Origin of the sequence: Synechococcus sp. R55.2, from assembly GCF_047462075.1 — a bacterium.
GTDB lineage: Bacteria > Cyanobacteriota > Cyanobacteriia > Thermostichales > Thermostichaceae > Thermostichus.
The window spans coordinates 1-20,377 of the sequence record NZ_JANSIH010000334.1; the positions used below are offsets into that span (position 1 = coordinate 1).

Sequence of the window (20,377 nt, forward strand, 5' to 3'; positions counted from 1 at the left end):
CGATCCTGCTGCTGATCCTCACCCTCTATCCCTATGTTTACCTCTCGGCCCGGCTGGCCTTTCAGGAGCAATCGGTGGCCTGCTTAGAGGTAAGCCGCTCCTTGGGCTACGGGCCTTGGGCCAGCTTTTTCAAGGTGGCTTTGCCGCTGGCCCGACCGGGGATCGTGGCCGGCTGTCTGCTGGCCTTGATGGAGACCCTCAACGATTTCGGCACCGTCAGCTATTTCGGGGTAGACACCTTCACCACAGGCATCTACCGCACTTGGACGGCTCTGGGCAATCCGGTGGCGGCGGCTCAGCTTTCCGCTCTGCTGTTGCTGCTGGTGCTGCTGCTGATGGCGGTGGAGCAATTCTCCCGCCGACGGGCGCGCTACTATCGCCAAGGGTTCAAACCCACCTCAACCCGTTACCGCCTACAAGGGATCCGGGCGGTGGGGGCTTGGCTAGCCTGTGGGATCCCGATTGGGCTGGGCTTCGTCGTGCCGGCCTTGATCCTGCTCCACATGACCCTGCGGCAGGGGGAGTTGGGTCGCCGCTTTTGGAGCTACGCCCAGAACAGCTTTCTGCTATCGACCATCACGGCTGTCATTGCCGTTTCCGTGTCGGTGGTGGTGCTGTACGGGCTGCGGCTGCAGGGGGGATCCCCGTGGGGCCTGCGGCTGGCGGTGCAGTTGTCTTCTCTGGGCTACGCGCTGCCGGGAGTGGTGATCGCGGTGGGGGTTCTGATTCCCCTAGGGTGGTTGGATCAACTGCTGAGCTACCTGCGGCAGGTGGTGCTGCAACAGCCACCCGGCCTGGTGATCGGCGGTACCCTCACGGCTTTGGTGTTCGGCTATCTGGTGCGGTTTTTGGCCGTTTCTTTGGCCACCGTTGAGGCCACGCTGCTGCGCATTCCCCCCAGTTTGGATGAGGCAGCCCGCAGCCTGGGGCAGGGATCCCTGGGTACCCTCTGGCGGGTGCATTTGCCCTTGATGAGCGGTGGCATCTTGGGGGCCATGCTGCTGGTATTTGTGGATGTGATGAAGGAGCTGCCGGCCACGATGGTGCTGCGGCCCTTCAACTTCGACACCTTGGCGGTGCAGACCTACCGTTTGGCAGCCGATGAGCGTCTGGCGGAAGCAGGGGCACCGGCCTTGGCCATTGTCTTGGTGGGGATCTTGCCGGTGATTCTGCTCAACTCCCAGATGGCGCGACAACGCAACCTCGGCTCCTCAGGGGATCCCCTCTGAGAAGTCTACAGGGCTTCTGCTCCGGCCACCACCTCCAGGATCTCCTGAGTAATGGCCGCCTGGCGAGCTTTGTTGTAGGCAAGACCCAGCGTGCGGATAAGCTCGCTGGCATTGTCGCTGGCGTTGTTCATGGCCGTCATGCGAGCTGCCAATTCGCTGGCCGCCGCCTCCTGCAAGGCCCGTAGCAACTGGTTGTTCAGGTACAGCGGCAGCAGTGCATCCAAAATCTGCACGGGATCCTGCTCAAAGATCATGTCCTGAGGTGGGGCCGAGACCGCTGCGATGACTTTGCTGCGCTCGACAGTAAACTCTCCGCCCCGCACCAAAAGACGAAAAATTTCATCGTCTTGAGTGGCCAACCGCGACGGATCGAGGGGCAACAGGGATTGCACCACCGGACGGGAGCTGATCAAAGAGACAAAGCGGGTATAGAGCAGCTCTACCTTGTCCACCTTCTCCGACAAGAAGGCCGAGAGGAGCTGATCCCCAATCTGGGCAGCCTCAGCCGCCGTGGGGATCTGCGACAAATTCACGTAGGTCTTGGCGATGGGAGCGGAGCGCCGCTGAAAATACTGCACCGCCTTGCGGCCCACCAGGTAAAGCTGCACCTGCTGTCCCGTCTCCTGCAGTTCGCGGACGCGCTCTTCGGTGCGCTTGATCACATTGGCGTTGTAGGCTCCGCACAGGCCCCGATCCCCGGCCACCACCAACAGCCCTACCGTCTGAATGGGGCGCTGCTTCAGCAGAGGCAAGTTGACATCTTCCAGCCGCAGCCGAGTTTGCAGCCGATAGAAAACCTGGGCCAGTCGGTCGGCAAAGGGACGGGTGGCCATCACTTGCTCTTGGGCGCGGCGCACTCGGGCTGCTGCCACCAGCCGCATGGCCTCGGTGATTTTGCGGGTGTTTTTCACCGCCTTGATGCGATCGCGGATGCGCTTGAGGTTTGCCATAACCTACTCCCTCTATTTTGGTGGTCGACAGGGATCCGGGCCAGGAGAGATCCGCGTCAGGCTAGGCTGCCTTGGCCACGAAGCTCTGCTTAAACTCTGTGATGGCCGTTTTCAGGATTTCTTCTGCCTCGTCGGTGAGCTGCTTGGTGGAGAGGACGATCTCGCCGTACTTGGGATGGGTGGTGCCCAGGTAAGCCAAAAGGCCCTGCTTGAAGCTGGAGACCTTCTCCACCGGAATGTCATCCAAATAGCCTCGTGTTCCCGCATAGATAATGGCCACCTGCTGATCCAGAGACAGGGGAGAGTATTGCGGCTGTTTCAGCAACTCCTGCAGCCGTTGGCCGCGGGCCAGTTGCTTTTGGGTAGCCTCATCCAGGTCAGAGGCAAATTGGGCAAAGGCCTCCAGATCGCGGTATTGCGCCAGTTCCACCTTGATGGAGCCAGCCACCTTTTTCATCGCCTTGGTCTGAGCTGCCGAGCCGACGCGGCTGACGGAAATCCCGACGTTGATGGCCGGGCGGATGCCAGCGTTGAACAGATCCGATTCCAAGAAGATCTGCCCATCGGTGATGGAGATAACATTGGTGGGAATGTAGGCCGACACGTCATTGGCCTGGGTTTCCACGATCGGCAGTGCCGTCATGGATCCCTCTCCCAGTTGGCTGCTCAGCTTGGCGGCTCGCTCCAATAGCCGCGAGTGCAGGTAGAACACATCCCCAGGATAAGCTTCCCGACCGGGTGGACGGCGCAGCAGCAGCGACATTTGCCGATAGGCCACCGCCTGCTTGGAGAGATCGTCATAGACCACCAGGGTGTGTTTGCCCTGGTACATGAAGTATTCAGCAATGGTGGCGCCACAGTAGGGGGCCAGCCACTGCAACGGGGCCGGGCTATCGGCGCCGGCAGCCACCACAATGCTGTAGTCCATAGCCCCTCGCTCGGTCAGGATGCCCACCACCTGGGCGATGGTGCTCTGCTTCTGACCAATGGCCACGTAAATGCAGATCACATCCTGCCCTTTTTGGTTCAGGATTGTGTCCACAGCAACGGTGGTCTTGCCGGTTTGGCGGTCGCCGATGATCAGTTCCCGCTGCCCCCGCCCGATGGGGATCAGGGCATCGATGGCGGTAATGCCGGTTTGCAGGGGCTCGTACACAGAGCGGCGATCGACAATGCCAGGTGCCGGAGATTCGATCAGGCGAGACTCCGTACACTGGATCGGGCCTTTGCCGTCGAGGGGGTTGCACAGGGGATCCACCACGCGGCCCAAGAGGGCTTCCCCCACCGGGATGCTGGCAATCTTGCCCGTAGATTTGACGGTGGATCCCTCTTGGATATTCCGCCCGGAGCCGATCAGCACGGCACCGATGTTGTCTTCTTCCAGGTTGAGGGCAATACCGGTGGTGCCATCCTCAAATTCCAGCAGCTCGCTGGCCATCACCTTATCCAAACCGTAGATGCGGGCAATGCCATCCCCCACCTGCAGAACTGTCCCCACATTGGAGACCTGCATCTCCTGGTTGTACTGCTCAATCTGCTGTTTGATGATGGTGCTAATCTCGTCTGGGCGAATGGTAGGCATAGCAGTCCTCTCAAGTAATGGGAAGGGATCCTCAAAAACCAACTTAGGCCAACTGCAAGGCAAGCCGGCGCAACTGTCCACGCAAGCTGAGGTCGATCACCTGGGATCCAATCTTGATGACCACCCCTCCCAGCAGCTCCGGATCCTGAGTGGCTTGCAACTCCACACCGCTGGCCTGGGTGAAGTCCATCACCCGCTCGCGAATTGACTGCTGCTGAGCTTCCGTCAAGGGTATCGCCGTCGTCACTTCGGCCAGGACAATGTTCTGGAGCTTCCGTTGCAGATCCAAAAAGCGCTGGCAGACGGCCCCGAGAAACATGATACGGCGGCGGTCGGTCAACAACTTCAGCGCATTCAGCAGCAGAGGGTGGATCTGATCGGCAAATACTTGCTGCAGCAGGTTCTTTTTGGCCTCGGCCTTGATCACCGGGTTGGCGAGAAACTGGCCCAGCTCCGGCGTAGCCCGCAAAACCTCGGCAATAAAGCGCATATCGGCGGCAAAAGTGTCCAGCAATCCCTGGCCTGACCCAAGAGCAATGAGAGCCTCGGCATAGGGATCCACCACCTTCTCAGCCATTGTGCTGCTGATCATACCTTTCTCCTCCTTGAGAGTTAGCGGGCAATCATTTGGATCCCTTTCTCGATCAGGCTGCGGTGGGTCTCTTCGTTGAGGTGCTGCGGCAGCTCCTGCTCCACCTTGCTCAAGGCTTGGCGAACGATCTGCCGACGCAACTCCTGAAAAACCCGCTCCTGCTCGCTAGACAACTCTTTCTCGGCATTGGCCCGCAGCCGCTCAACTTCCCGCTCCGCCTGCTCCAACAACTCTTGCCGACGGGCTTCGGCGTTGGCTTCCGCCTGCTTGCGGATACGTTCAGCCTCCTGCTGAGCCTGGGCCAGCTTTTGCTGCTGATCCGCCAGCTTCTCGATGGCTTCCTGTTTGCGCTGCTCCGCCTGCCGCAGTTCTTCTAGGATCCCCTCCCGCCGCTTGGCCAGGGCTTCTCCCACCACTTTGCGACCCAAGATAAACAGCAAGGTGAGAATGATCGCGATGTTGATCAGGTTGCTCTCGAGAATCTTGGCCAAGAGATCCCCCTCTCCTGCCTTGGCTTCTGGGAGTAGCTCCGTGGTCTCGGCCACAGCCAAGATCCAACCGGCCACCCAACTCCACACAGGCATCGCAAGCTCCTCCAAAAGTACTTCCAACCAGCGATCTAACGAGCACTGCCCAACAGTTTCTGGGTAATCTGGGCGGCAATGGCATCCACCTGCTGCTGCAGCTGTTCGAGGGCTGCCTGCTTCTCTTGCTCGACCTGTAGCCGCGCCGCCTCCAGCTTCTGCTGGATCTCTGCCTGCACAGCAGCCAGTTTCTCGGAACGAATGCGAGCAGCTGCAGCCTCTGCCTCAGCAATCACCTGCTGGGCTTGCAAGCGGGCCTGGCTGATCTCAGACTCATACTGTCGGGTCAACGACACCGCCTTGTCCAACCGCTCTTGGGCTTCCGCTTGAGTGGTGCGGATGTAGTCGCTGCGGCTGTCGATAGCCCGCGTAACCGGCTCATAGAAGAGGGAGTTGAGCACTGCCACCAACAGCAAAAACTGAATGGCAATCAGGGGCAGGGTGGCATCCAGATCGAAAAGACCACCTTTTTCAGCCGCTTCAACAGCCAATAGAGTTTGGAAGAGCATGGGTGTTATGACCCCAACAGAAACTTAGGTCTACCGTCAGGCCGGGTTGGGGGGCGGATATGGCTCACCTCGGCCATCGCTGCGGCCCGCCCCCGTAGGACACTAGGCGAAGGGGTTGGCAAACAAGAGCACCAAAGCCACCACCAAGCCGTAGATGGTCAGAGCTTCCATGAAGGCCAGGCTAACCAGCAGGTTGCCGCGGATCTTGTCTTCCGCCTCCGGTTGGCGGGCCACCCCTTCCATCGCAGCAGCAGCGGCGTTCCCCTGTCCGATCCCAGGACCCAGGGATCCCAGACCAATGGCCAGAGCAGCAGCCAGAACAGAAGCAGCAGAGGTTAACGGATCCATAGTGAGATGCTCCTTGGTGATTGACACAACAACAACGTCTCTTGAGCTTCAGAGGTGATCGGGTCTGATACACTACAGCCTCAAATCACTCCCTTGTCGGCGGCTTTCAGAACCAATCTGTCAGCCCCAACAAACCTTACCAAAAGAAGGGATCCCTTGCGCTGACCCATTTGAGATGATCCTCCCGAAAAGGTTCAAGATGGATCGACCGACCAGCGGGATCAATCGTGGTGATCCCCTCCTCCATGACCTTCCAGCGCCTCTCCAATGTAAGCTGCCGAGAGGGTTGAGAAGATCAAAGCCTGAATTGCCCCCGTAAACAGAAACAAAATCATCACCGGCACTGGGATAAACAGAGGCACCAGCAACACCAACACCGCTATCACCAGCTCTTCGGCCAGGATGTTGCCGAACAGACGGAAACTCAGGGAGAGGGGCTTGGTGAAATCTTCCAAAACATTGATGGGCAGCAGAATCGGGGTAGGCTCAATGTATTTTTTGAAGTAAGACAGCCCCCGCTTGCTGATGCCGGCTACGAAATACATGATGCTGGTAAGCAGCGCCAAGCCAGCAGTGGTGTTGATGTCGTTGGTGGGAGAGGCCAGCTCCCCTTCCGGCAGAGGAATCAGCTTCCACGGGAAGAGGTTGCCCATCCAGTTGGAGACAAAGATAAACAGGAACAAGGTGCCGACATAGGGTACCCAGGGCCGGAAGTTTTTCTCGCCAATCTGGGCTCGGGCAATGCTTTGCACAAATTCCAGGGCATACTCGACAAAGTTTTGCAGGCCAGCCGGCTCCCGCTGCAGTTGACGGGTGCCCAAAATGACCACCGTCAAGATCAGGGCAATGGCGATCCAGCTGGCGATCAAAACCTGCCCGTGAACCGTGAATTTGCCCAGGTGCCAGTAAAGGTGATGGCCGACCTCGAGTTCTGCCAAAAGAGGAGGAGAGGAGAAGGACAGGTTCATGGGCATCACACAGAAGAAGATGAACGGGTCAAGGTCTGGACAAGATGAATGAGCAGGGTGACCTTGTAGGTCATGAACCCCAGGAAAATGGGCAATATCTGTAAAGACTTCACCTGAGTGGCTAAAACGATCAGCCCGACAAACAGAGCCAAACGCGTCACCCCCAAACGGTTGCGGCTTTTGCCCAGCTCCGCTACGCCGCGGCCCAGCATGCGCAGATAAACCACGCCAACAACCGCCCCCAGCAAGTAGTTGGCAGCTACCCCCAGAGAGTAAACCAGGGCCACTCCCACGGCAATGGCCAGACTTACCCCCAAGGTAACCAGCACCAGCCACAGCTGCAGCGCTTCATAGCTCCCGCTGCCAGCAACTGCTGCCCCCCTAGCTCCACCCTTCACCTTCCTCGCCAAATCGGGCTTCCCCAGGGCAAGGGGTGGCTCTGACGCAACTGGATCCCCTGTCTCTTCCTCCCGCTTCGGAGAAGGAGGTGCATTCTCCAAGGGAGGCAGTGGTCTGGGCTTCCACTGGGTCGCCTTCCAACGGGTAGAACTGTGAGAGAGGAGTCTGGAAGAACGGGCCATGGTTTCGAGGTCATGCCTCTCAAGGTTTGACCTTAACCCAAGATAACACGATTAAGTAACAATACTTAATGAGATTAAGTTGGGCCAAGGTCTGAAGGAGACTCCGCTGGTCGCTCAGACAGGCAGCTGGCCTTCCGAACGACAGGGATACTCCTCTGAGGAGCTAGCTAAGAATCTACCACTTTCGGGGATCGGTAGCGGCAAAATGGAAAACTTTCTGAAAGCTGTCTGGTGTAAAGTTTTGCTGGGGATGGTCAGCAGGCGTTAACATTCCGTAACTCTCTGTGTCCCGTCCTGGATCCCCCAGGTTTCATATACTAAGGGGCAGGAGTGGCAGAGGGTGAGGATGACTCCCCAGAGTTGGCTGGTGGATGCAATCTGGCTGGACTACCGCTTGGCAGTGGCGCTGACGGTGGTGATGCCATTGCTGCTGCTGATTTGGGCTTTTGCGGTGGGGTTGCGGCCCTTGATTCAGCTATTGATCGTTTATTGGCGGGTATCGAGCCTCTTGGCGGTGACGGTGTACCTGATGATTGGGGGCCTGCCCGTCAGCTTTCTCAGTGGAGCAATGGCGCGGCTGTTGATCTTGGTTTGTCTTTGGTTTTGGCGGGACTGGAGTGCTGCTCTCGAGCAGTCGAGAACCTGGGCGGCGCGAGCCTTTTTGCTCTGGCGGTGGGGCCTGACTGGTTATATGGGGGCCGGGATCCTCTTTTCGGGGGCCTTTGTGCCCTGTGCTTTCCGCACTTCTCTGCCAGAGGAGTGCCGGGCTTGGTTTGGGCCACCGCTGGGGTTTCGGGAGATCTTCCATCCCAATGTATCGCCGGAGCTGCTGGGGAGCGTGGGGGCCTGGGGGCTGGTGGCCTACTTGCTTTACAGCGTCTATTTCGTCTGGCGGCTGCGGCCTGGAACTGATAAGGGGGAACAAGAAGCATGAAGGCCCTGCCTTGGCCCTTGGCCTTGGAGCGCTACAGCCAAGACCACCCGCAGGAGGTGCTCCGGGTTGAGGTGGAAAGCGAGGGAGAAATGGACTTGGTTCTTATCTACCGAGGCTACAGCAGCTCTTTGAGGCGAGCTACCCCCAGCGACCCCGAGGCGGCGGTGATCCTCCCTCAGGCTCGCTTCCTGCAGTTGGAGCGCTTGGCTGCCCCCTATCACCCCGAGCGCTCACGGGTTCTGGCCGTCTATCGCACCTGGGGAGAGCTGACGGCATGGCTGGCTCAAGAAGGGATCCCGGTGGCGGAGTAAGGGATCCCTGGCACCTACCGCCCCACAGGACTGGGTTGCCGCTGGAGAATGGTATATTCTGCCGGCTGCAAAAGCGAGCGTCCTGTCATTTCGGGAGGTTGAGGCAGGCCCAAGATCTCCAGGAGGGTGGGGGCCACGTCGGCCAAAGTGCCGTCGGAGCGGAACTTGACATCGCCGCCACAGCCGGGGATTTTACGCCTTTCCCCCTCCACCAAAATGCAGGGAACGGGGTTGGTGGTGTGGGCCGTCCAGGGGTTGCCGTTCTCATCCCACATCAGCTCGGCATTGCCGTGATCCGCCAGGATCAAAGTGGTGCCTCCTGCATCCACCACTGCCGCCAGCAACCTGCCCAAACAGCGATCTACCGTCTCCAAAGCGCGGATGGTGGCTTCGTAGTTGCCGGTGTGGCCCACCATGTCGGGATTGGCATAGTTGAGCACCACCAGGCTGTATTCGCGGCGGGCGATGGCCTCTATCGCTTTGTCGGTCACTTCCACTGCCGACATCTCTGGCACCTGGTCGTAGGTGGTCACCAGCGGGCTTTGCACCAGGATGCGATCCTCACCGGGGAAGGGCTGCTCAATGCCGCCGTTGAAGAAGTAGGTGACATGGGCGTATTTTTCCGTCTCAGCAATGCGCAATTGCTTGAGGCCGGCCTCGCTCACCACTTGGCCCAGCAGGTGATTCAGGTTCTGGGGCTTGAACAGCACCTGCACCGGCAGATCCGCCTCGTACTGAGTCATGGTGATGAAGGTGAGATCCGGCAGCAAGGGGCGCTGAAAACCCGAAAAGTCTGGGCAGACAAAGGCTTGGGTAAGTTGGCGGGCGCGATCTGGGCGGAAGTTGAAGAAAAGCACCGCATCTCCCGGCTGCACAGCCCCCGGAGCCAGGCGGGTGGGCGGGATGAACTCGTCTGTGAGATCCTGGGCATAGAAAGCTTCCATCACCTCCGCGGCGCTTTGTCCACGGCCAGGGCCGTCTTGGGTCATGATCTCGTAGGCCTTTTGGGTGCGCTCCCAACGGCGATCCCGATCCATGGCGTAGTAGCGTCCGCTCAGGGTGGCGATGACGCCATTGCCCAGCCATTGCAGCTCTTTTTCCAGGGCGGCCAGAACCCTGGCACCATCGCGGGGCAAGGTGTCGCGGCCATCGGTGATGGCGTGGACATAGGCCGGAATCTCAGCCTGGGCCGCCAGCTTGAGCAACCCATAGAGATGGTCGATGTGGGAGTGAACCCCCCCCTCGGAGCAAAGGCCAACGAAGTGAAAACGGCCCCCTCGCTCTCTGAGCTGGCGACAAACTTGCATCAACAAGGGATCCTGGAAAAGGGATCCTGTCTCTATCGCGTCGCTGATGCGCACCAATTCCTGCGGCACCACCCGCCCTGCCCCCAAGGTCAGGTGCCCGACTTCAGAGTTGCCCATCTGTCCTGCCGGCAGGCCCACGGCCCGACCCGAAGCTTGCAGCAGGGTGTGGGGATAGGCAGCCCAAAGGCTATCCAGGACAGGGGTTTCCGCAGCCAGCACCGCGTTGCCATCGAGAGCATCCCGATAACCCCAGCCATCCAGGATCACCAAAACCACAGGTGCTACCGATTGCGAATCCATGAAATGGCCTCTCGTTTTATTTAAGACATAATACCAGCCCAGGCAACACGATACCGGATCTTACATTTACGCTCAAGATTTCAATATTTCAATCTTCTTTTGAGAGGATAAGGAGGTGCCTATAGAGGCAGGATGGAGTCTTTAGCGCCAACTCCTATGGACAACTGTGCCGCGGTCAAGAGGATTTCTGCGGATGGAATTGCAGATGGGATCCTCAAGGGCTGGGCTGCAACCGTTTGCGCAGAGACTCCGAGCGCCGCTTAGCAATGGCATTTCGGGGATCCAACTTCAGGGCAGTTTCGTAAGCTTCCAGGCTTGGGCCATAGAGATTTTTCTTCTCATAGGCATGGGCCAGATTGTTCCAAGCAGTTACATAACCGGGATCCGCAGCCACGGCATCCTTGTAGTAGCGGATGGCCAAGTCGTACTGCCCCTGGCTGAAGTAGGCAAAACCGAGGGCGTTGCAGACGGGGGGAATGTTCTCCCCAGCCACTTCTAGGGCTTTTTTGAGCTGGGCAACCGCCTGGTCGTAGAGGCCTTTTTGCAAATAGACGCTGCCCAACTCGTAGTGCTCCTGCGGGGATCCCTTGCCTTTGCTCAGGCGGGGCTGCAGCTCACGGATGACCTTTTCCTGGGCCCGTACCCGCAGCACCTCCCGCAGGACAAAGAAGCCCGCCACGCCGAGGATACTGGCCAGAGCCACCAAATACAGGAGGGGAACGTTAACGCCCATTTTGCTTGATCCACTTGCCTGTGACTGGCCTCGCTGGCGTCACGCCTGCAGGTGAGCCTCGATAAACCAAAGATCTTTGTCAATCTGGCGCGAGATCTCGGTGAACAGGTCTGCTGTGTCGGCATCCCCCAGTTCGGTGGTGCGGTCAATGTTGCGGCGGACGGAAGCTGCATATTGAGCGTAACGGGCTGCCAAAGCCTGCAGGTGATCCCGACCCTCTTCAGCGGCCAGATCGTACTCCGGCAAGGTGGAGGTTTGGGCAACGATGCGAGCGGTGCCGCGGGCAATGCCCCCCAGCGCCGTAACCCGTTCCGCCAGCATGTCCACGTAGTTTTCCAGGGTGCTGGCAAAAGTGTCGAACATCTCGTGCAAGGCGATGAAGTGCATGCCTTTAACGTTCCAGTGGGCCTGTTTCACCTGCGTCTTCAGATCCAACGTGTCTGCCAAGGACTGGTTGAGCAGCTCCACCAGTTGCGCGCGAGCCTCTGCTGGCAAATCGATCTGGGTGGGGTAGAGACGGGTTTTCTCGGCGGTAACCATGGCCAACCTCCTAACTGTGTTTCCATTATCGGGGATCCGCTTCGGCTTCCCAACTGAGCCCATAGTAACACAAACTCAAAATGAGTATGAGTTAGGGGGCTACTTACCGATGCAGAAGCGGCTGAAGATCTGATCCAGCACCGATTCCGAGATCTCCTCGCCGGTGATCTGGCCAAGGGCATGTAGGGCGCCCCGTAGGTCGATGCTCCAAAAGTCCAGGGGGAGCTGAGCTTGGATGGCCTGCCCCACCTGTTCCAGGCTGGCTTGGGCTTGTCGGAGGGCAGCGGCCTGCCGCTGGTTCAGGCTTATCTCCAGATTGGGCTGGGGACGTCCCTGGGTGACAAGCTGCTCCAGGGCTTCTTCCAGCTCCGGGATCCCTTTCCCTTGGGCGGCAACGGCGGGGACGCGGTGGGCAATCTCGGGGGGGAGAGGGATCCCCTCTGGCGGGGCGAGGTCGGTTTTGTTGATCACCAGGATGAGGGGGCGATGGCGGATCGACTCGTAGATGGCGGCGTCGGCAGCCGTCCAGCCCGCTTGGGCGTCGATGACCAGTACCAGCACATCGGCAGCCTGGGCTAGGCGTTGGGAGCGCTCCACCCCCAGCCGTTCCACCGGATCTTCGGTGGCGCGGATGCCGGCAGTGTCCAGCAGTTGAACGGGGATCCCTTTTACCACCAGGTGGGATTCCACCACGTCGCGGGTGGTGCCGGGCAGATCGGTGACGATGGCCCGATCCTGTCCTGACCAAGCATTGAGCAGGCTGGACTTGCCCACATTGGGCCTCCCGACAATGGCCACCTTCACCCCGGTGCGCAGCAGTTGTCCCCGTTCTGCCGTGGCCAGCAGGGCTTGCATCTGGGCTTGAATAGCTTGGAGCCGGGCCTGCCAAGCGGCAACGTCCAAGGGGGGCAGATCCTCTTCAAAGTCGATGCGAGCCTCAATTTCTGCCAATAAACCCAGCAGCTCCTGGCGCAGGGCGCGAATGGATCCCCCTAGCTTGCCCTGTAAGCCCGCCAAGGCCATCCGGGCTGCCTGAGGGGAGCGGGCCGCCACCAGATCGGCCACACTCTCGGCCTGGGTGAGGTCAATGCGGCCATTCAGAAAAGCGCGCAGGCTAAACTCCCCCGGCTGGGCCAACCGCGCCCCCTGCCGCAGGCATTGTTGCAACGTGGCCTGAACCACCATGATGCCACCGTGGCAATGCAGCTCTGCCACATCTTCGCGGGTGTAGGAGCGGGGGGCTTGCATCCAAACGGCCAGCGCTTCGTCTAGAATTTGGCCTTTCTCATCGTGGATCCAGCCGTAGAGGAGCCGATGGCTCTCCCAGACTGCGTTGCGGCGGGCAGGGGTGAAGATGGCTTGGACAATGGAAAGGGATCGTGACCCGGAAAGGCGCACAATCCCCACACTGCCCTGTTCAGGCACTACCGCAGTGGCAATAGCAGCGATCGTATCGGCCAGTGGGGCAGTCGGATCCATCTTGAATGAAGCCCTGAGGGAGTTCGAGCAGCCGTTGGATTACAGATCGGCATCCACCGATTACCAAAAAACTGGGTTTAAAGCCCTGCCCTTCTAGGACGACTTTTATCTCGTTAGACCTGCGCTAAAGTGTGCCCATGCGCGTTCCAGAAGCCAAGCTCCTCAACGGCACAGCCCAGCAGTACCAAGCCTTGGACGAGGCCATCCGCACTGCCCAGTTTATCCGCAACAAATGCCTGCGCCACTGGATGGATAACCAGGGGGTTGGCAGAGCTGCCCTCTATGCCCTCTGCAAGAACTTGGCCAGAGAGTTCCCCTTCGCCCAGAAGCTTAACTCCTCTGCCCGACAAGCCAGCGCGGAGCGAGCTTGGTCTGCCATCTCCACCTTCTACCGCCGCTGCCAGAACCAGGAAGCCCAAAAAGGCTGTCCCCAGTTCCAGAAACACTGTCGCTCTGTGGAGTACAAAGTCTCCGGCTGGAAGCTGGCAGCAGATAGGATGTCCCTCACCTTCACAGATGGCTTCCAAGCAGGCACCTTTGCTCTGTATTGCAACGGCGAGGTGCGGCAGGACATCCTCACCCTGAAAATCAACCGGTGCGGGTGGTGCGGAGAGCCGATGGCTACTACGCCCAGTTCTGCCTGGACGTGGAGCGTCAGGAGCAGGTGGAGTCCACCGGCCAGGTGGCGGGGCTGGATGTGGGCTTGATGCACTAACAAGGTAGAGTGCCCCAAATTCTTGCGTCGTGCCAAGAGGAGGTTGAAGCGACACCAGCGGAGGTTAAGTCGGAAGTATAGGAAGGGGATCAAACCCCAATCTAAGAACTACCCAAAGCAGAGGAAGCGACTGGGCAAGGTGCATCTCAAAGTCCAGCGCCAGCGCAGAGACTGTGTCATCAAGGTGACCCGGTGCGTGGTACTCGCCTACGGCGACGCGGAGCGCTTTGTCTCACGACATTGTGGCGTATGAGGACTTGCCGGTGCGCAACTTGGTGAGGAACCACCACTTGGCCAAGGCCATTCGCGATGCCAGTTGGAGTTTATTCACCGGATGGCTGGACTATACGGAAAGGTCTTCAACGAATAAAGGCAGCCAGATTTCTTAGGGCTTCGTTGTCCATCCAGGAAGGGGGCACAGGACGTCATTCATAGATAGAATCCGAGCCATCGTAGCTACGGGGATCCCGCTGGTACTTCATCAAGGCTTGAAGGGTATCTCGGGGTGGAGTAGAACCGCGCAAGTCCTTCAAAGAGAGGGAAATGTTGGGAGCCGACAAGGTGGCACCGCCCACATGACAATTCGAGCAGGCGGACTGAAAACGATTTTTGACATCCTTGACATACTCCCCTGCCCAAAGGCAGGAGATTCTGGTTCCTGGTTCTGCGACAGCACTTACCGTATCGGGTTGCCCCTCTACGGCAGCGGTGCTCGTCTCCCCAGGCGTTTCCCCAAGCGCTACGCGCGTGCTGGCATCCAGGGCGGTTCCCTTTTGCCCAAAGGTACCGTTGCAAAGAACAACTACAAAGCCTATTGAGGCTGTATCCAGTCGTGAGACTGTTGGGTTTTTAAAGCGGTTGACTACCCTGCCGCTGCGGGTAGCACAGCACAAAGCCGCCCTAGTCGCGTCAGCGGGCCGTAGGCCCTAGGGCGGGGCTTTAGACCCAGTTTTTTTGGTAAAGCCACAGGGGCAAGCCCGAGGTGCTCACTTCAAACTGCAGACGGGCCAAGGCTTCTGCTGCCGGCAAAAACCGAGACCAACCTCTGCGCCGGGGGAGCAGGTCGTAGAACTTCGCATCCGTCGGCAAACCGGCCAGCTCTGCCGCCCAAAGGCGGGCATCTTCCTCTGTGCCCAAGCGATCCACCACACCCAAGTGAAGGGCCTGCTCTCCGCTGAAAATGCGGCCATCGGCAAAAGTTTTGACCACATTCAAACTTAACTTGCGGGCAGCGGCAACCGTCTGCACAAACTGGCCGTAGGTGATGTCGATCAACTCTTGCAGGATGTTTCGCTCTTCTGGGGTCAGCTCGCGATCAAACGAGAGAATATCTTTGTAGGGGCCAGACTTAATCACCTTAAATGAAATCCCCACCTTATCCAGGAGGCGTTCGATATTGTTGCCTCGAATGATCACACCAATGCTACCGGTGATTGTTCCTGGGTTGGCAACAATTTTTTCGGCTCCCATGGCAATATAAACCCCCCCAGAGGCAGCAATGTTGCCAAAGCTGGCGACAATACGGGTGCCCTTTTTCTCTCGCAAACGCAAGAGGGCATTGTAGATTTCTTGGGAGTCGGCCACCGTCCCGCCTGGACTGTCGATGCGCAGCACCACAGCAGGGATCTGGTTTTCTTCCACCTCTTTCAGGGCCTTGAGAACCCGCTCGCGAGTTTTGCCATCAATGGCCCCTGCCACCTCAATGCGACCGATTTGCCGGCGCAAACCACCCAAGAATAATCGCTTCAGCATGGAAAAGAACTGGATAGGGATAAGTGCATATTCTGTATCATGAATGGCGGCTCATGGCTTGGTCAACCAGTTGCCTAGACGTTGCCATACACCGGGATCACCGCCCCTCGCAGATCCCGCGCTGCTTCTGAGACCAAAAAGGCGATCACCTGCCCGATGGACTCTGGCTTGACCCACAGCTTGGCTCGCTCGGATCCCATGGCAGCTCGGTTGGCCGGCGTGTCGATGATGCTGGGCAGGATGACGTTGGCCGTGATGTCGGTGCCTTGGGTTTCGGCGGCAATGGTGCGGGTCAGGGCCACCACCCCCGCTTTGGAAGCGCAGTAGGCGGCCAATTGCGGGCCCGGCTCCACCGCTCCTCGGGATCCCACCGTTACAATCCTCCCATAGCCCTGTTGCCACATTCTGCGCAGGCTGTGCTTGCAGGTCAGGAATGTGGTGGTGAGGTTGAGGTCGAAGTCGCGATACCAGTCCGCCAAGCTGTACTCGTGGGTGGGGCCCATGGCAAAGCCCCCCACCAGGTGGATCAGCCCATCCACGCGGGGTAGGTCGGCAATGACGCGGGCAACCGCTGCCTCATCTGTTAAATCCACTTGCACAAAGCGAACCCGATCCAGAGCATTGGCCGGCAGGCGCTCCCGCAAAATGGTGAGATCTTTTTCTTGTCGATAGGTCAAGGTCAGCTCTGCTCCGCTGGCCAGCACCACGGGAACCACCCCCAAACCCAGCCCGCCTGTGCCGCCGGTCAAGAGGATTTGCTTGCCTTGGTTGCTTTGCATGGATGCACCTGCATTGGCGAAAGGGATCCAGAACAAGATCGGGAAGGGACTTCAAAAACCCCAGAGGATGTTTGGGTTCGTCCAACTGAGCTTCCCTCTCTCACCCTACCCCGGTTCCTGCCCCTCTTGAAGAACAACAGCCCTTTTGGGCGCTTTCTCCAGCAGCAGGTCGCTCAAGGCCAGCCAGTGGGGCAGGGCCAGCTCTTCGGCGCGGGCATCGGGGTTGAGGCGGAGCTGAGCCAAAGCTGCTGCGACCACCTCTCGCTCCACCAAGCTTCCCAGGGCATTGACGAGCTTCTTGCGGCGGGTGGAGAACCCCTGTCGAAGGAGGTGGTTAAACCAGCAGGGATCCCGGACGGGGGTGGGGGCGGGGCGGGGGGTGAGGCGAATCACAGCAGATTCCACCTTGGGGGCGGGCTTGAAAGCGGTGGGGGGCACCCTGCAGATCAGCTCGCAATCGGCCAAATACTGCGTCCGCAGGCTCAGAGCACCATAGGCTTTGCTGCCGGGGCCGGCCTGCAAGCGCTCGGCCAGCTCTTTTTGCACCAGAAGGACAATGCGCTCGAACTGCCGAACCGGCTGGGCCGGGGATCCGAGCACCTTTTCCAAAATGGGGCCGGTCAGGTTGTAGGGGATATTGGCCACCAGCAGGCGGGGTTGAGGAGGCAGCGGCAGGCGGAGAAAATCTCCCTCCAGCAGGTGAAAACGGGGTTGGCCGGCGAACCGTTTTTGCAGCAGTCGGCACAGATCCCGGTCGATCTCCACCGCCACCACCTGGACACCCTGGGCCAGCAATCGCCGCGTCAGTTGGCCGGTGCCGGGGCCGATCTCCAGCACCCAAGTGGGATCCGCGTCTCCCTCTAGATCATTCAACTGGGCAGCCCGCACAATCGCCTCGTGAACAGCGGGATCCTTGAGCCAATGCTGACCAAACCGTTTACGAGGATAGGGCATGGGGGAATGTTCGCGCAGTGCTGCGCCGCAACCGAGAGGTACCCAGAGCGGTTGAAGGAGAAATGGCCGGGTGGGTCATCGCTGGACTGAGTTGGGAACAGAAATCAAGGTGGGATCCGCATCCTCAGGTCTATCTCGGGCGGGTTGAGCAGGGAGCGCCTCTGGGTTCGGATCCCCGCTCAGGAGCGGCTTGCGGTAGAGGGGCACCGTAAAGGTGACGGTGGATCCCAGCCCTTCGCCCAGGCTGTAGAAATTGATTTCCCCTCCCATCGCCTCCACCAGGCGTTGGCTGATGGCCAGGCCCAAGCCGGTTCCTCCATATTGGCGGGTGGTGGAACCATCCACCTGCGTGAAAGCCTGAAACAGCTTCTGCTGCTTTTCCAGCGATACCCCGATCCCGGTGTCGATGACGCGGATGCGGGCCAAACCCGGGTTGCCGGGCAGGATATCCGCTCGCACGGTTACCGAGCCCTTGGGGGTAAACTTGATGGCATTCCCCACCAAATTGAGCATCACCTGCAACAGGCGTTGGTAATCGCCCAAGAGCAAAATCTGATCCGAGGTGTTGGGCAGGTGGAAGCTCAGTTGTAGGCCCTTTTGGCTGGCCTGCAGGCTAGTCTTGGCCTCCACATCCTTAAACAAGGCTCGCAGGTCGCAGGGCTGGAACTCCAACTGCATTTTGCCCGCCTCGATCTTGGCGATATCCAGCACATCGTTGATTAGGGCCAGCAGGTGCAGGGCAGAGCGATAGGCCTCTTGCAAAAAGTCCAGCTCCTCTTCGCGGTTTTCGGCCATCCCGTCCAGCACCAGCTTGATAAAGCCGATGATCCCGTTGAGAGGGGTGCGCAGCTCGTGGGAGGTGTTAGCCAAGAATTGGCTTTTGAGTTGGTTGGCCGATTCCGCTTGGGCACGGGCCTGCTCCAGCTCCTTATTTTTCTGGCGCAGCGTCTGGTTGGCTAACTGCAAGCGGGTTGCCAGTTGGCGACTTTGATCCAGCAAAATGGCGTGGGCAATGGCTGCGCCCAGGTAGGTGGCAATGCTCTGGAGTACCTGAATGTGGCTTGGCTGCCAAACAGGAACCCTGTTCGGATCCAGCATTTCCAGCCAGAGCAGGCTGTTGGCGTAGCCCTGGTAAGACATGGCAATGGCCAGATGTCGCCCCGCCTCCACCGGTTCTTCCTGTCTGAGGGCCTGCAACAAATGGGGGTAATCTGCCAGCTTCAGGGTCTGGTGGAGCAGGGAGGGATCCCCAGGGTGGCAGCGATACTCGGCATTGACCGTGAGGGAGTCCTGCCCCACCTCGTAGAGGGCCATTAGGCAGCGGTCTACCCCAAACAGTTGCCCCAACTGCTCCACGGTCTGCTGGCACAGTTGCCGGATATCGAGGGAATGCCGGATGTTGCGCACCAACTGCGTCGTGATCCCCTGTACCGGGTCGGCCAGGACAGGATGGGGCTGGCTGTTGGGGCTGCTGGCTCCTCCGGCCAGCGCAAAAGGCGTGGCCCCCAGCAACTTGCCCACCACCGAAATCGCCGCCACCTCCCCTTCCGTGGCCCGTACAGGGTTGAGCGAAAGATGGAGATGCAACTTGTAGCGGGGCGAGAGCACCTGGCATTCGTAGGAGAGGGGATCCCCGCTTGCAAAGACCTGGTTGAGCTTGGCTTCGTACTCTCCAGCGTTGGCCACCTCCCAGATTTGCTGTCCGCTCACGATGTGCTGAGGGTGGATGCCGTACTTCTCGGCATCTTCCCAGTAAAAACTCCAGAAGCGCCTCTGGCGATCCTGCGTGTAGAACATCGGAGTGGGTCGGAGGGCGCCCATTTGGGATGAAGCCACCATTGCGCTAGGGGAACGTAGGCCAAAACTCAGGTTTTTCCAGAGGAAGCCGGGCTGGCCGGATCAGAGGCCGGGCGGGTTAGTGGGGCAGAGTCCTTGTTGAGGCGGGCGAAGATCATGCGGCCTGCTGAGGTTTGAATGGCGCTGGTCACAACCACAGAGCGGGTTTTGCCCACAGAGCGCTGCCCTTCTTCCACCACCACCATGGTGCCGTCTTCCAAGTAGCCTACCCCTTGACCTGGCTCTTTTCCTTCGCGGGTGATCTTAATATCAAAGCTGTCGCCGGCAACATAGATGGGCCGCAGCGCCTCGGCCAACTCATTCACATTCAGCACCTTGACCCCCTGCAGAGCCGCCACCTTCTTCAGGTTGTAATCGGTGGTGAGCAGCGTTCCCCCCACGGTTTGGGTGAGGCGCACCAGCTTTTCATCGACAGTGGTCAGATCTGGATAGTTGGCTTCGTGAATAACGAAACGATCGGGGTAGGCTTCTCGTAGAGCCTGCAGCGTATCCAAACCTTTGCGGCCCCGCTCTCGTTTTTGGGCATCGGCCTTGTCGGCGATGGTTTGCAATTCCGTCAGCACAAAGCGAGGAACCACCAGGGTTCCTTCCAAGAAGCCCGTCTCGATCAACTGGGCCACTCGGCCATCGATGATGGAGCTGGTGTCCAAAACCTTGGCCGTGGCAGCCACCACATTGCCCTCCGCCCAGAGGGCTGCTTGTAAAGCATAGTTGGGGTTAAACAGCCGCAGCAGCGAGGGGCCGTGGGTATCGGCCAGGCTGACCCCCAGATAGGCAAAGGCCAAGCTGAAAAAGACCGAAGCCAGTGGCTCGAGGAACCTGTTGAGTTGGGGAGGCAAGGGCAGCAAGTACACAGGAGCCATGGCCAGATTGGCGATCACCAAGCCGATCACCAACCCCACCGAGCGGCTGATCAACACGTCCGGCGGCAGGGAGCGCACATTGGCCTCGAAGCGACGGTAGCTCCAGCGCACCAGGGATCCCAAAGCCAGTCCTGCCAGCACGCCAAAGCCGCTGGTGACGACACGGGCTCCTTCCACATTGGCCCCCTGAATGGCGGCAGGAGGGAGCAAATCCAGGCCGTAAAACCCGAGACCAGCCCCGGCCAACATGAAGATCGCGATCAGTAAAGCGTCTAGCATAAGAAAAAAGACGGCCCTGCTGAGTGGGTGATGCTGCTGGGAATAGGCAAATCTGCTTCCTACTCATTCTAGTCGTCTGGTGTTGGAGGGATCCGGACAACCAAGCCAGCCCTCCCCCAGAAGGATTCAGACTATGCTGAAATCATAGCGATCCCTTGCCAGCTTGAGGGATCTGTGGAGCATGCCTCTAACCCCCAAAACCCTGAACTTTGCTGAATTTACTGAGCTTTA

24 protein-coding genes are annotated in these 20,377 nt (G+C 59.2%); 6 read left to right on the forward strand and 18 right to left on the reverse strand.

Annotation, left to right across the window (positions count from 1 at the left end):
- Nucleotides 1-1,229 (forward strand): ABC transporter permease (locus NW838_RS10560; protein WP_414428013.1); only part of this gene is annotated, 1,229 nt, incomplete at its 5' end.
- 5 nt (nt 1,230-1,234) lie between these two features.
- On the opposite strand, the gene NW838_RS10565 is transcribed toward NW838_RS10560, so the two are convergent.
- The 8 genes from NW838_RS10565 to NW838_RS10600 form a co-directional block, all read right to left on the reverse strand.
- Nucleotides 1,235-2,179, reverse strand: coding sequence for a F0F1 ATP synthase subunit gamma (locus tag NW838_RS10565; RefSeq protein ID WP_414330493.1), 945 nt, complete (start codon nt 2,177-2,179; stop codon nt 1,235-1,237).
- Between the two features lie 61 nt (nt 2,180-2,240).
- Nucleotides 2,241-3,761, reverse strand: a complete 1,521-nt coding sequence (gene atpA / locus NW838_RS10570; protein ID WP_011434218.1) for a F0F1 ATP synthase subunit alpha — start codon at nt 3,759-3,761, stop codon at nt 2,241-2,243.
- 43 nt (nt 3,762-3,804) lie between these two features.
- On the reverse strand, nt 3,805-4,353 hold the full coding sequence (gene atpH / locus NW838_RS10575; protein WP_414428014.1) for an ATP synthase F1 subunit delta: 549 nt from the start codon (nt 4,351-4,353) through the stop codon (nt 3,805-3,807).
- 20 nt (nt 4,354-4,373) lie between these two features.
- Nucleotides 4,374-4,937 (reverse strand): F0F1 ATP synthase subunit B, encoded by a 564-nt coding sequence (locus tag NW838_RS10580; RefSeq protein WP_414357036.1) that lies wholly within the window; start codon nt 4,935-4,937, stop codon nt 4,374-4,376.
- Between the two features lie 35 nt (nt 4,938-4,972).
- Nucleotides 4,973-5,446, reverse strand: a complete 474-nt coding sequence (locus NW838_RS10585; RefSeq protein WP_414349846.1) for a F0F1 ATP synthase subunit B' — start codon at nt 5,444-5,446, stop codon at nt 4,973-4,975.
- A 102-nt stretch (nt 5,447-5,548) separates the two neighbouring features.
- A complete protein-coding gene (gene atpE, locus NW838_RS10590; RefSeq protein ID WP_235280127.1) occupies nt 5,549-5,794 on the reverse strand; it encodes an ATP synthase F0 subunit C in 246 nt (81 codons plus the stop codon).
- Between the two features lie 221 nt (nt 5,795-6,015).
- Nucleotides 6,016-6,762, reverse strand: coding sequence for a F0F1 ATP synthase subunit A (gene atpB / locus NW838_RS10595; RefSeq protein WP_414330483.1), 747 nt, complete (start codon nt 6,760-6,762; stop codon nt 6,016-6,018).
- A gap of 5 nt (nt 6,763-6,767) precedes the next feature.
- Nucleotides 6,768-7,172, reverse strand: a complete 405-nt coding sequence (locus NW838_RS10600) for a hypothetical protein (protein WP_238376806.1) — start codon at nt 7,170-7,172, stop codon at nt 6,768-6,770.
- A 517-nt stretch (nt 7,173-7,689) separates the two neighbouring features.
- On the opposite strand from NW838_RS10600, the gene NW838_RS10605 reads away from it, so the two are divergent.
- A complete protein-coding gene (locus NW838_RS10605; protein ID WP_414428015.1) occupies nt 7,690-8,277 on the forward strand; it encodes a DUF3177 family protein in 588 nt (195 codons plus the stop codon).
- Entirely contained in the window at nt 8,274-8,588 is a 315-nt protein-coding gene (locus tag NW838_RS10610) for a hypothetical protein (RefSeq protein ID WP_414357032.1), read from the forward strand. Before NW838_RS10605 ends, NW838_RS10610 begins: the two co-directional genes overlap by 4 nt.
- Before the next feature lie 14 nt (nt 8,589-8,602).
- Here NW838_RS10610 and gpmI read toward each other — a convergent pair whose 3' ends face one another.
- From gpmI to mnmE, 4 genes are all read right to left on the reverse strand, one after another.
- Nucleotides 8,603-10,195 (reverse strand): 2,3-bisphosphoglycerate-independent phosphoglycerate mutase, encoded by a 1,593-nt coding sequence (gpmI, locus tag NW838_RS10615; protein ID WP_414357029.1) that lies wholly within the window; start codon nt 10,193-10,195, stop codon nt 8,603-8,605.
- A 214-nt stretch (nt 10,196-10,409) separates the two neighbouring features.
- Nucleotides 10,410-10,928 (reverse strand): tetratricopeptide repeat protein, encoded by a 519-nt coding sequence (locus NW838_RS10620; protein WP_011434229.1) that lies wholly within the window; start codon nt 10,926-10,928, stop codon nt 10,410-10,412.
- Between the two features lie 39 nt (nt 10,929-10,967).
- A complete protein-coding gene (gene dps / locus NW838_RS10625) occupies nt 10,968-11,468 on the reverse strand; it encodes a DNA starvation/stationary phase protection protein Dps (RefSeq protein ID WP_414344460.1) in 501 nt (166 codons plus the stop codon).
- Between the two features lie 99 nt (nt 11,469-11,567).
- On the reverse strand, nt 11,568-12,947 hold the full coding sequence (gene mnmE / locus NW838_RS10630; RefSeq protein ID WP_414428016.1) for a tRNA uridine-5-carboxymethylaminomethyl(34) synthesis GTPase MnmE: 1,380 nt from the start codon (nt 12,945-12,947) through the stop codon (nt 11,568-11,570).
- A gap of 137 nt (nt 12,948-13,084) precedes the next feature.
- On the opposite strand from mnmE, the gene NW838_RS10635 reads away from it, so the two are divergent.
- Genes NW838_RS10635 through NW838_RS10645 form a run of 3 tightly spaced genes read left to right on the forward strand, consistent with a single transcriptional unit; the run spans nt 13,085 to nt 14,051 of the window.
- The gene (locus NW838_RS10635) at nt 13,085-13,654 is read left to right on the forward strand and encodes a hypothetical protein (RefSeq protein ID WP_414357024.1); all 570 of its coding nucleotides are present in this window, start codon (nt 13,085-13,087) and stop codon (nt 13,652-13,654) included.
- A gap of 51 nt (nt 13,655-13,705) precedes the next feature.
- Nucleotides 13,706-13,915, forward strand: a complete 210-nt coding sequence (locus NW838_RS10640) for a hypothetical protein (protein ID WP_414375369.1) — start codon at nt 13,706-13,708, stop codon at nt 13,913-13,915.
- Nucleotides 13,890-14,051 (forward strand): hypothetical protein, encoded by a 162-nt coding sequence (locus NW838_RS10645; protein WP_414357019.1) that lies wholly within the window; start codon nt 13,890-13,892, stop codon nt 14,049-14,051. Before NW838_RS10640 ends, NW838_RS10645 begins: the two co-directional genes overlap by 26 nt.
- A 36-nt stretch (nt 14,052-14,087) precedes the next feature.
- Here NW838_RS10645 and NW838_RS10650 read toward each other — a convergent pair whose 3' ends face one another.
- From NW838_RS10650 to NW838_RS10675, 6 genes are all read right to left on the reverse strand, one after another.
- The gene (locus NW838_RS10650) at nt 14,088-14,555 is read right to left on the reverse strand and encodes a hypothetical protein (RefSeq protein WP_414428017.1); all 468 of its coding nucleotides are present in this window, start codon (nt 14,553-14,555) and stop codon (nt 14,088-14,090) included.
- A gap of 46 nt (nt 14,556-14,601) precedes the next feature.
- Nucleotides 14,602-15,414 carry a signal peptide peptidase SppA gene (gene sppA, locus NW838_RS10655; RefSeq protein ID WP_414355892.1) on the reverse strand — a complete coding sequence of 271 codons (813 nt, stop codon included), beginning with the start codon at nt 15,412-15,414 and terminating at the stop codon, nt 14,602-14,604.
- A gap of 74 nt (nt 15,415-15,488) precedes the next feature.
- Nucleotides 15,489-16,193, reverse strand: coding sequence for a 3-oxoacyl-ACP reductase FabG (gene fabG / locus NW838_RS10660; protein WP_414330883.1), 705 nt, complete (start codon nt 16,191-16,193; stop codon nt 15,489-15,491).
- A 105-nt stretch (nt 16,194-16,298) separates the two neighbouring features.
- The gene (gene rsmA / locus NW838_RS10665) at nt 16,299-17,147 is read right to left on the reverse strand and encodes a 16S rRNA (adenine(1518)-N(6)/adenine(1519)-N(6))-dimethyltransferase RsmA (protein WP_414428018.1); all 849 of its coding nucleotides are present in this window, start codon (nt 17,145-17,147) and stop codon (nt 16,299-16,301) included.
- 75 nt (nt 17,148-17,222) lie between these two features.
- Nucleotides 17,223-18,968, reverse strand: a complete 1,746-nt coding sequence (locus NW838_RS10670) for a sensor histidine kinase (RefSeq protein WP_414428019.1) — start codon at nt 18,966-18,968, stop codon at nt 17,223-17,225.
- Nucleotides 18,969-19,012: 44 nt separating this feature from the next.
- Nucleotides 19,013-20,146, reverse strand: coding sequence for a PIN/TRAM domain-containing protein (locus NW838_RS10675; RefSeq protein WP_414355888.1), 1,134 nt, complete (start codon nt 20,144-20,146; stop codon nt 19,013-19,015).
- Nucleotides 20,147-20,377 lie beyond the last annotated feature (231 nt).

Coding starts and splice junctions, on each gene's coding strand:
- NW838_RS10670 (WP_414428019.1), bottom strand. CDS start 18,968: ATGGGCGCCCTCCGACCCACTCCGATGTTCTACACGCAGGATCGCCAG.
- NW838_RS10565 (WP_414330493.1), bottom strand. CDS start 2,179: ATGGCAAACCTCAAGCGCATCCGCGATCGCATCAAGGCGGTGAAAAAC.
- atpB (WP_414330483.1), bottom strand. CDS start 6,762: ATGAACCTGTCCTTCTCCTCTCCTCCTCTTTTGGCAGAACTCGAGGTC.
- NW838_RS10635 (WP_414357024.1), top strand. CDS start 13,085: ATGCGCGTTCCAGAAGCCAAGCTCCTCAACGGCACAGCCCAGCAGTAC.
- NW838_RS10620 (WP_011434229.1), bottom strand. CDS start 10,928: ATGGGCGTTAACGTTCCCCTCCTGTATTTGGTGGCTCTGGCCAGTATC.
- NW838_RS10675 (WP_414355888.1), bottom strand. CDS start 20,146: ATGCTAGACGCTTTACTGATCGCGATCTTCATGTTGGCCGGGGCTGGT.
- NW838_RS10585 (WP_414349846.1), bottom strand. CDS start 5,446: ATGCTCTTCCAAACTCTATTGGCTGTTGAAGCGGCTGAAAAAGGTGGT.
- gpmI (WP_414357029.1), bottom strand. CDS start 10,195: ATGGATTCGCAATCGGTAGCACCTGTGGTTTTGGTGATCCTGGATGGC.
- rsmA (WP_414428018.1), bottom strand. CDS start 17,147: ATGCCCTATCCTCGTAAACGGTTTGGTCAGCATTGGCTCAAGGATCCC.
- atpA (WP_011434218.1), bottom strand. CDS start 3,761: ATGCCTACCATTCGCCCAGACGAGATTAGCACCATCATCAAACAGCAG.
- mnmE (WP_414428016.1), bottom strand. CDS start 12,947: ATGGATCCGACTGCCCCACTGGCCGATACGATCGCTGCTATTGCCACT.
- NW838_RS10580 (WP_414357036.1), bottom strand. CDS start 4,937: ATGCCTGTGTGGAGTTGGGTGGCCGGTTGGATCTTGGCTGTGGCCGAG.
- atpH (WP_414428014.1), bottom strand. CDS start 4,353: ATGATCAGCAGCACAATGGCTGAGAAGGTGGTGGATCCCTATGCCGAG.
- atpE (WP_235280127.1), bottom strand. CDS start 5,794: ATGGATCCGTTAACCTCTGCTGCTTCTGTTCTGGCTGCTGCTCTGGCC.
- NW838_RS10610 (WP_414357032.1), top strand. CDS start 8,274: ATGAAGGCCCTGCCTTGGCCCTTGGCCTTGGAGCGCTACAGCCAAGAC.
- dps (WP_414344460.1), bottom strand. CDS start 11,468: ATGGTTACCGCCGAGAAAACCCGTCTCTACCCCACCCAGATCGATTTG.
- sppA (WP_414355892.1), bottom strand. CDS start 15,414: ATGCTGAAGCGATTATTCTTGGGTGGTTTGCGCCGGCAAATCGGTCGC.
- NW838_RS10605 (WP_414428015.1), top strand. CDS start 7,690: ATGACTCCCCAGAGTTGGCTGGTGGATGCAATCTGGCTGGACTACCGC.
- fabG (WP_414330883.1), bottom strand. CDS start 16,193: ATGCAAAGCAACCAAGGCAAGCAAATCCTCTTGACCGGCGGCACAGGC.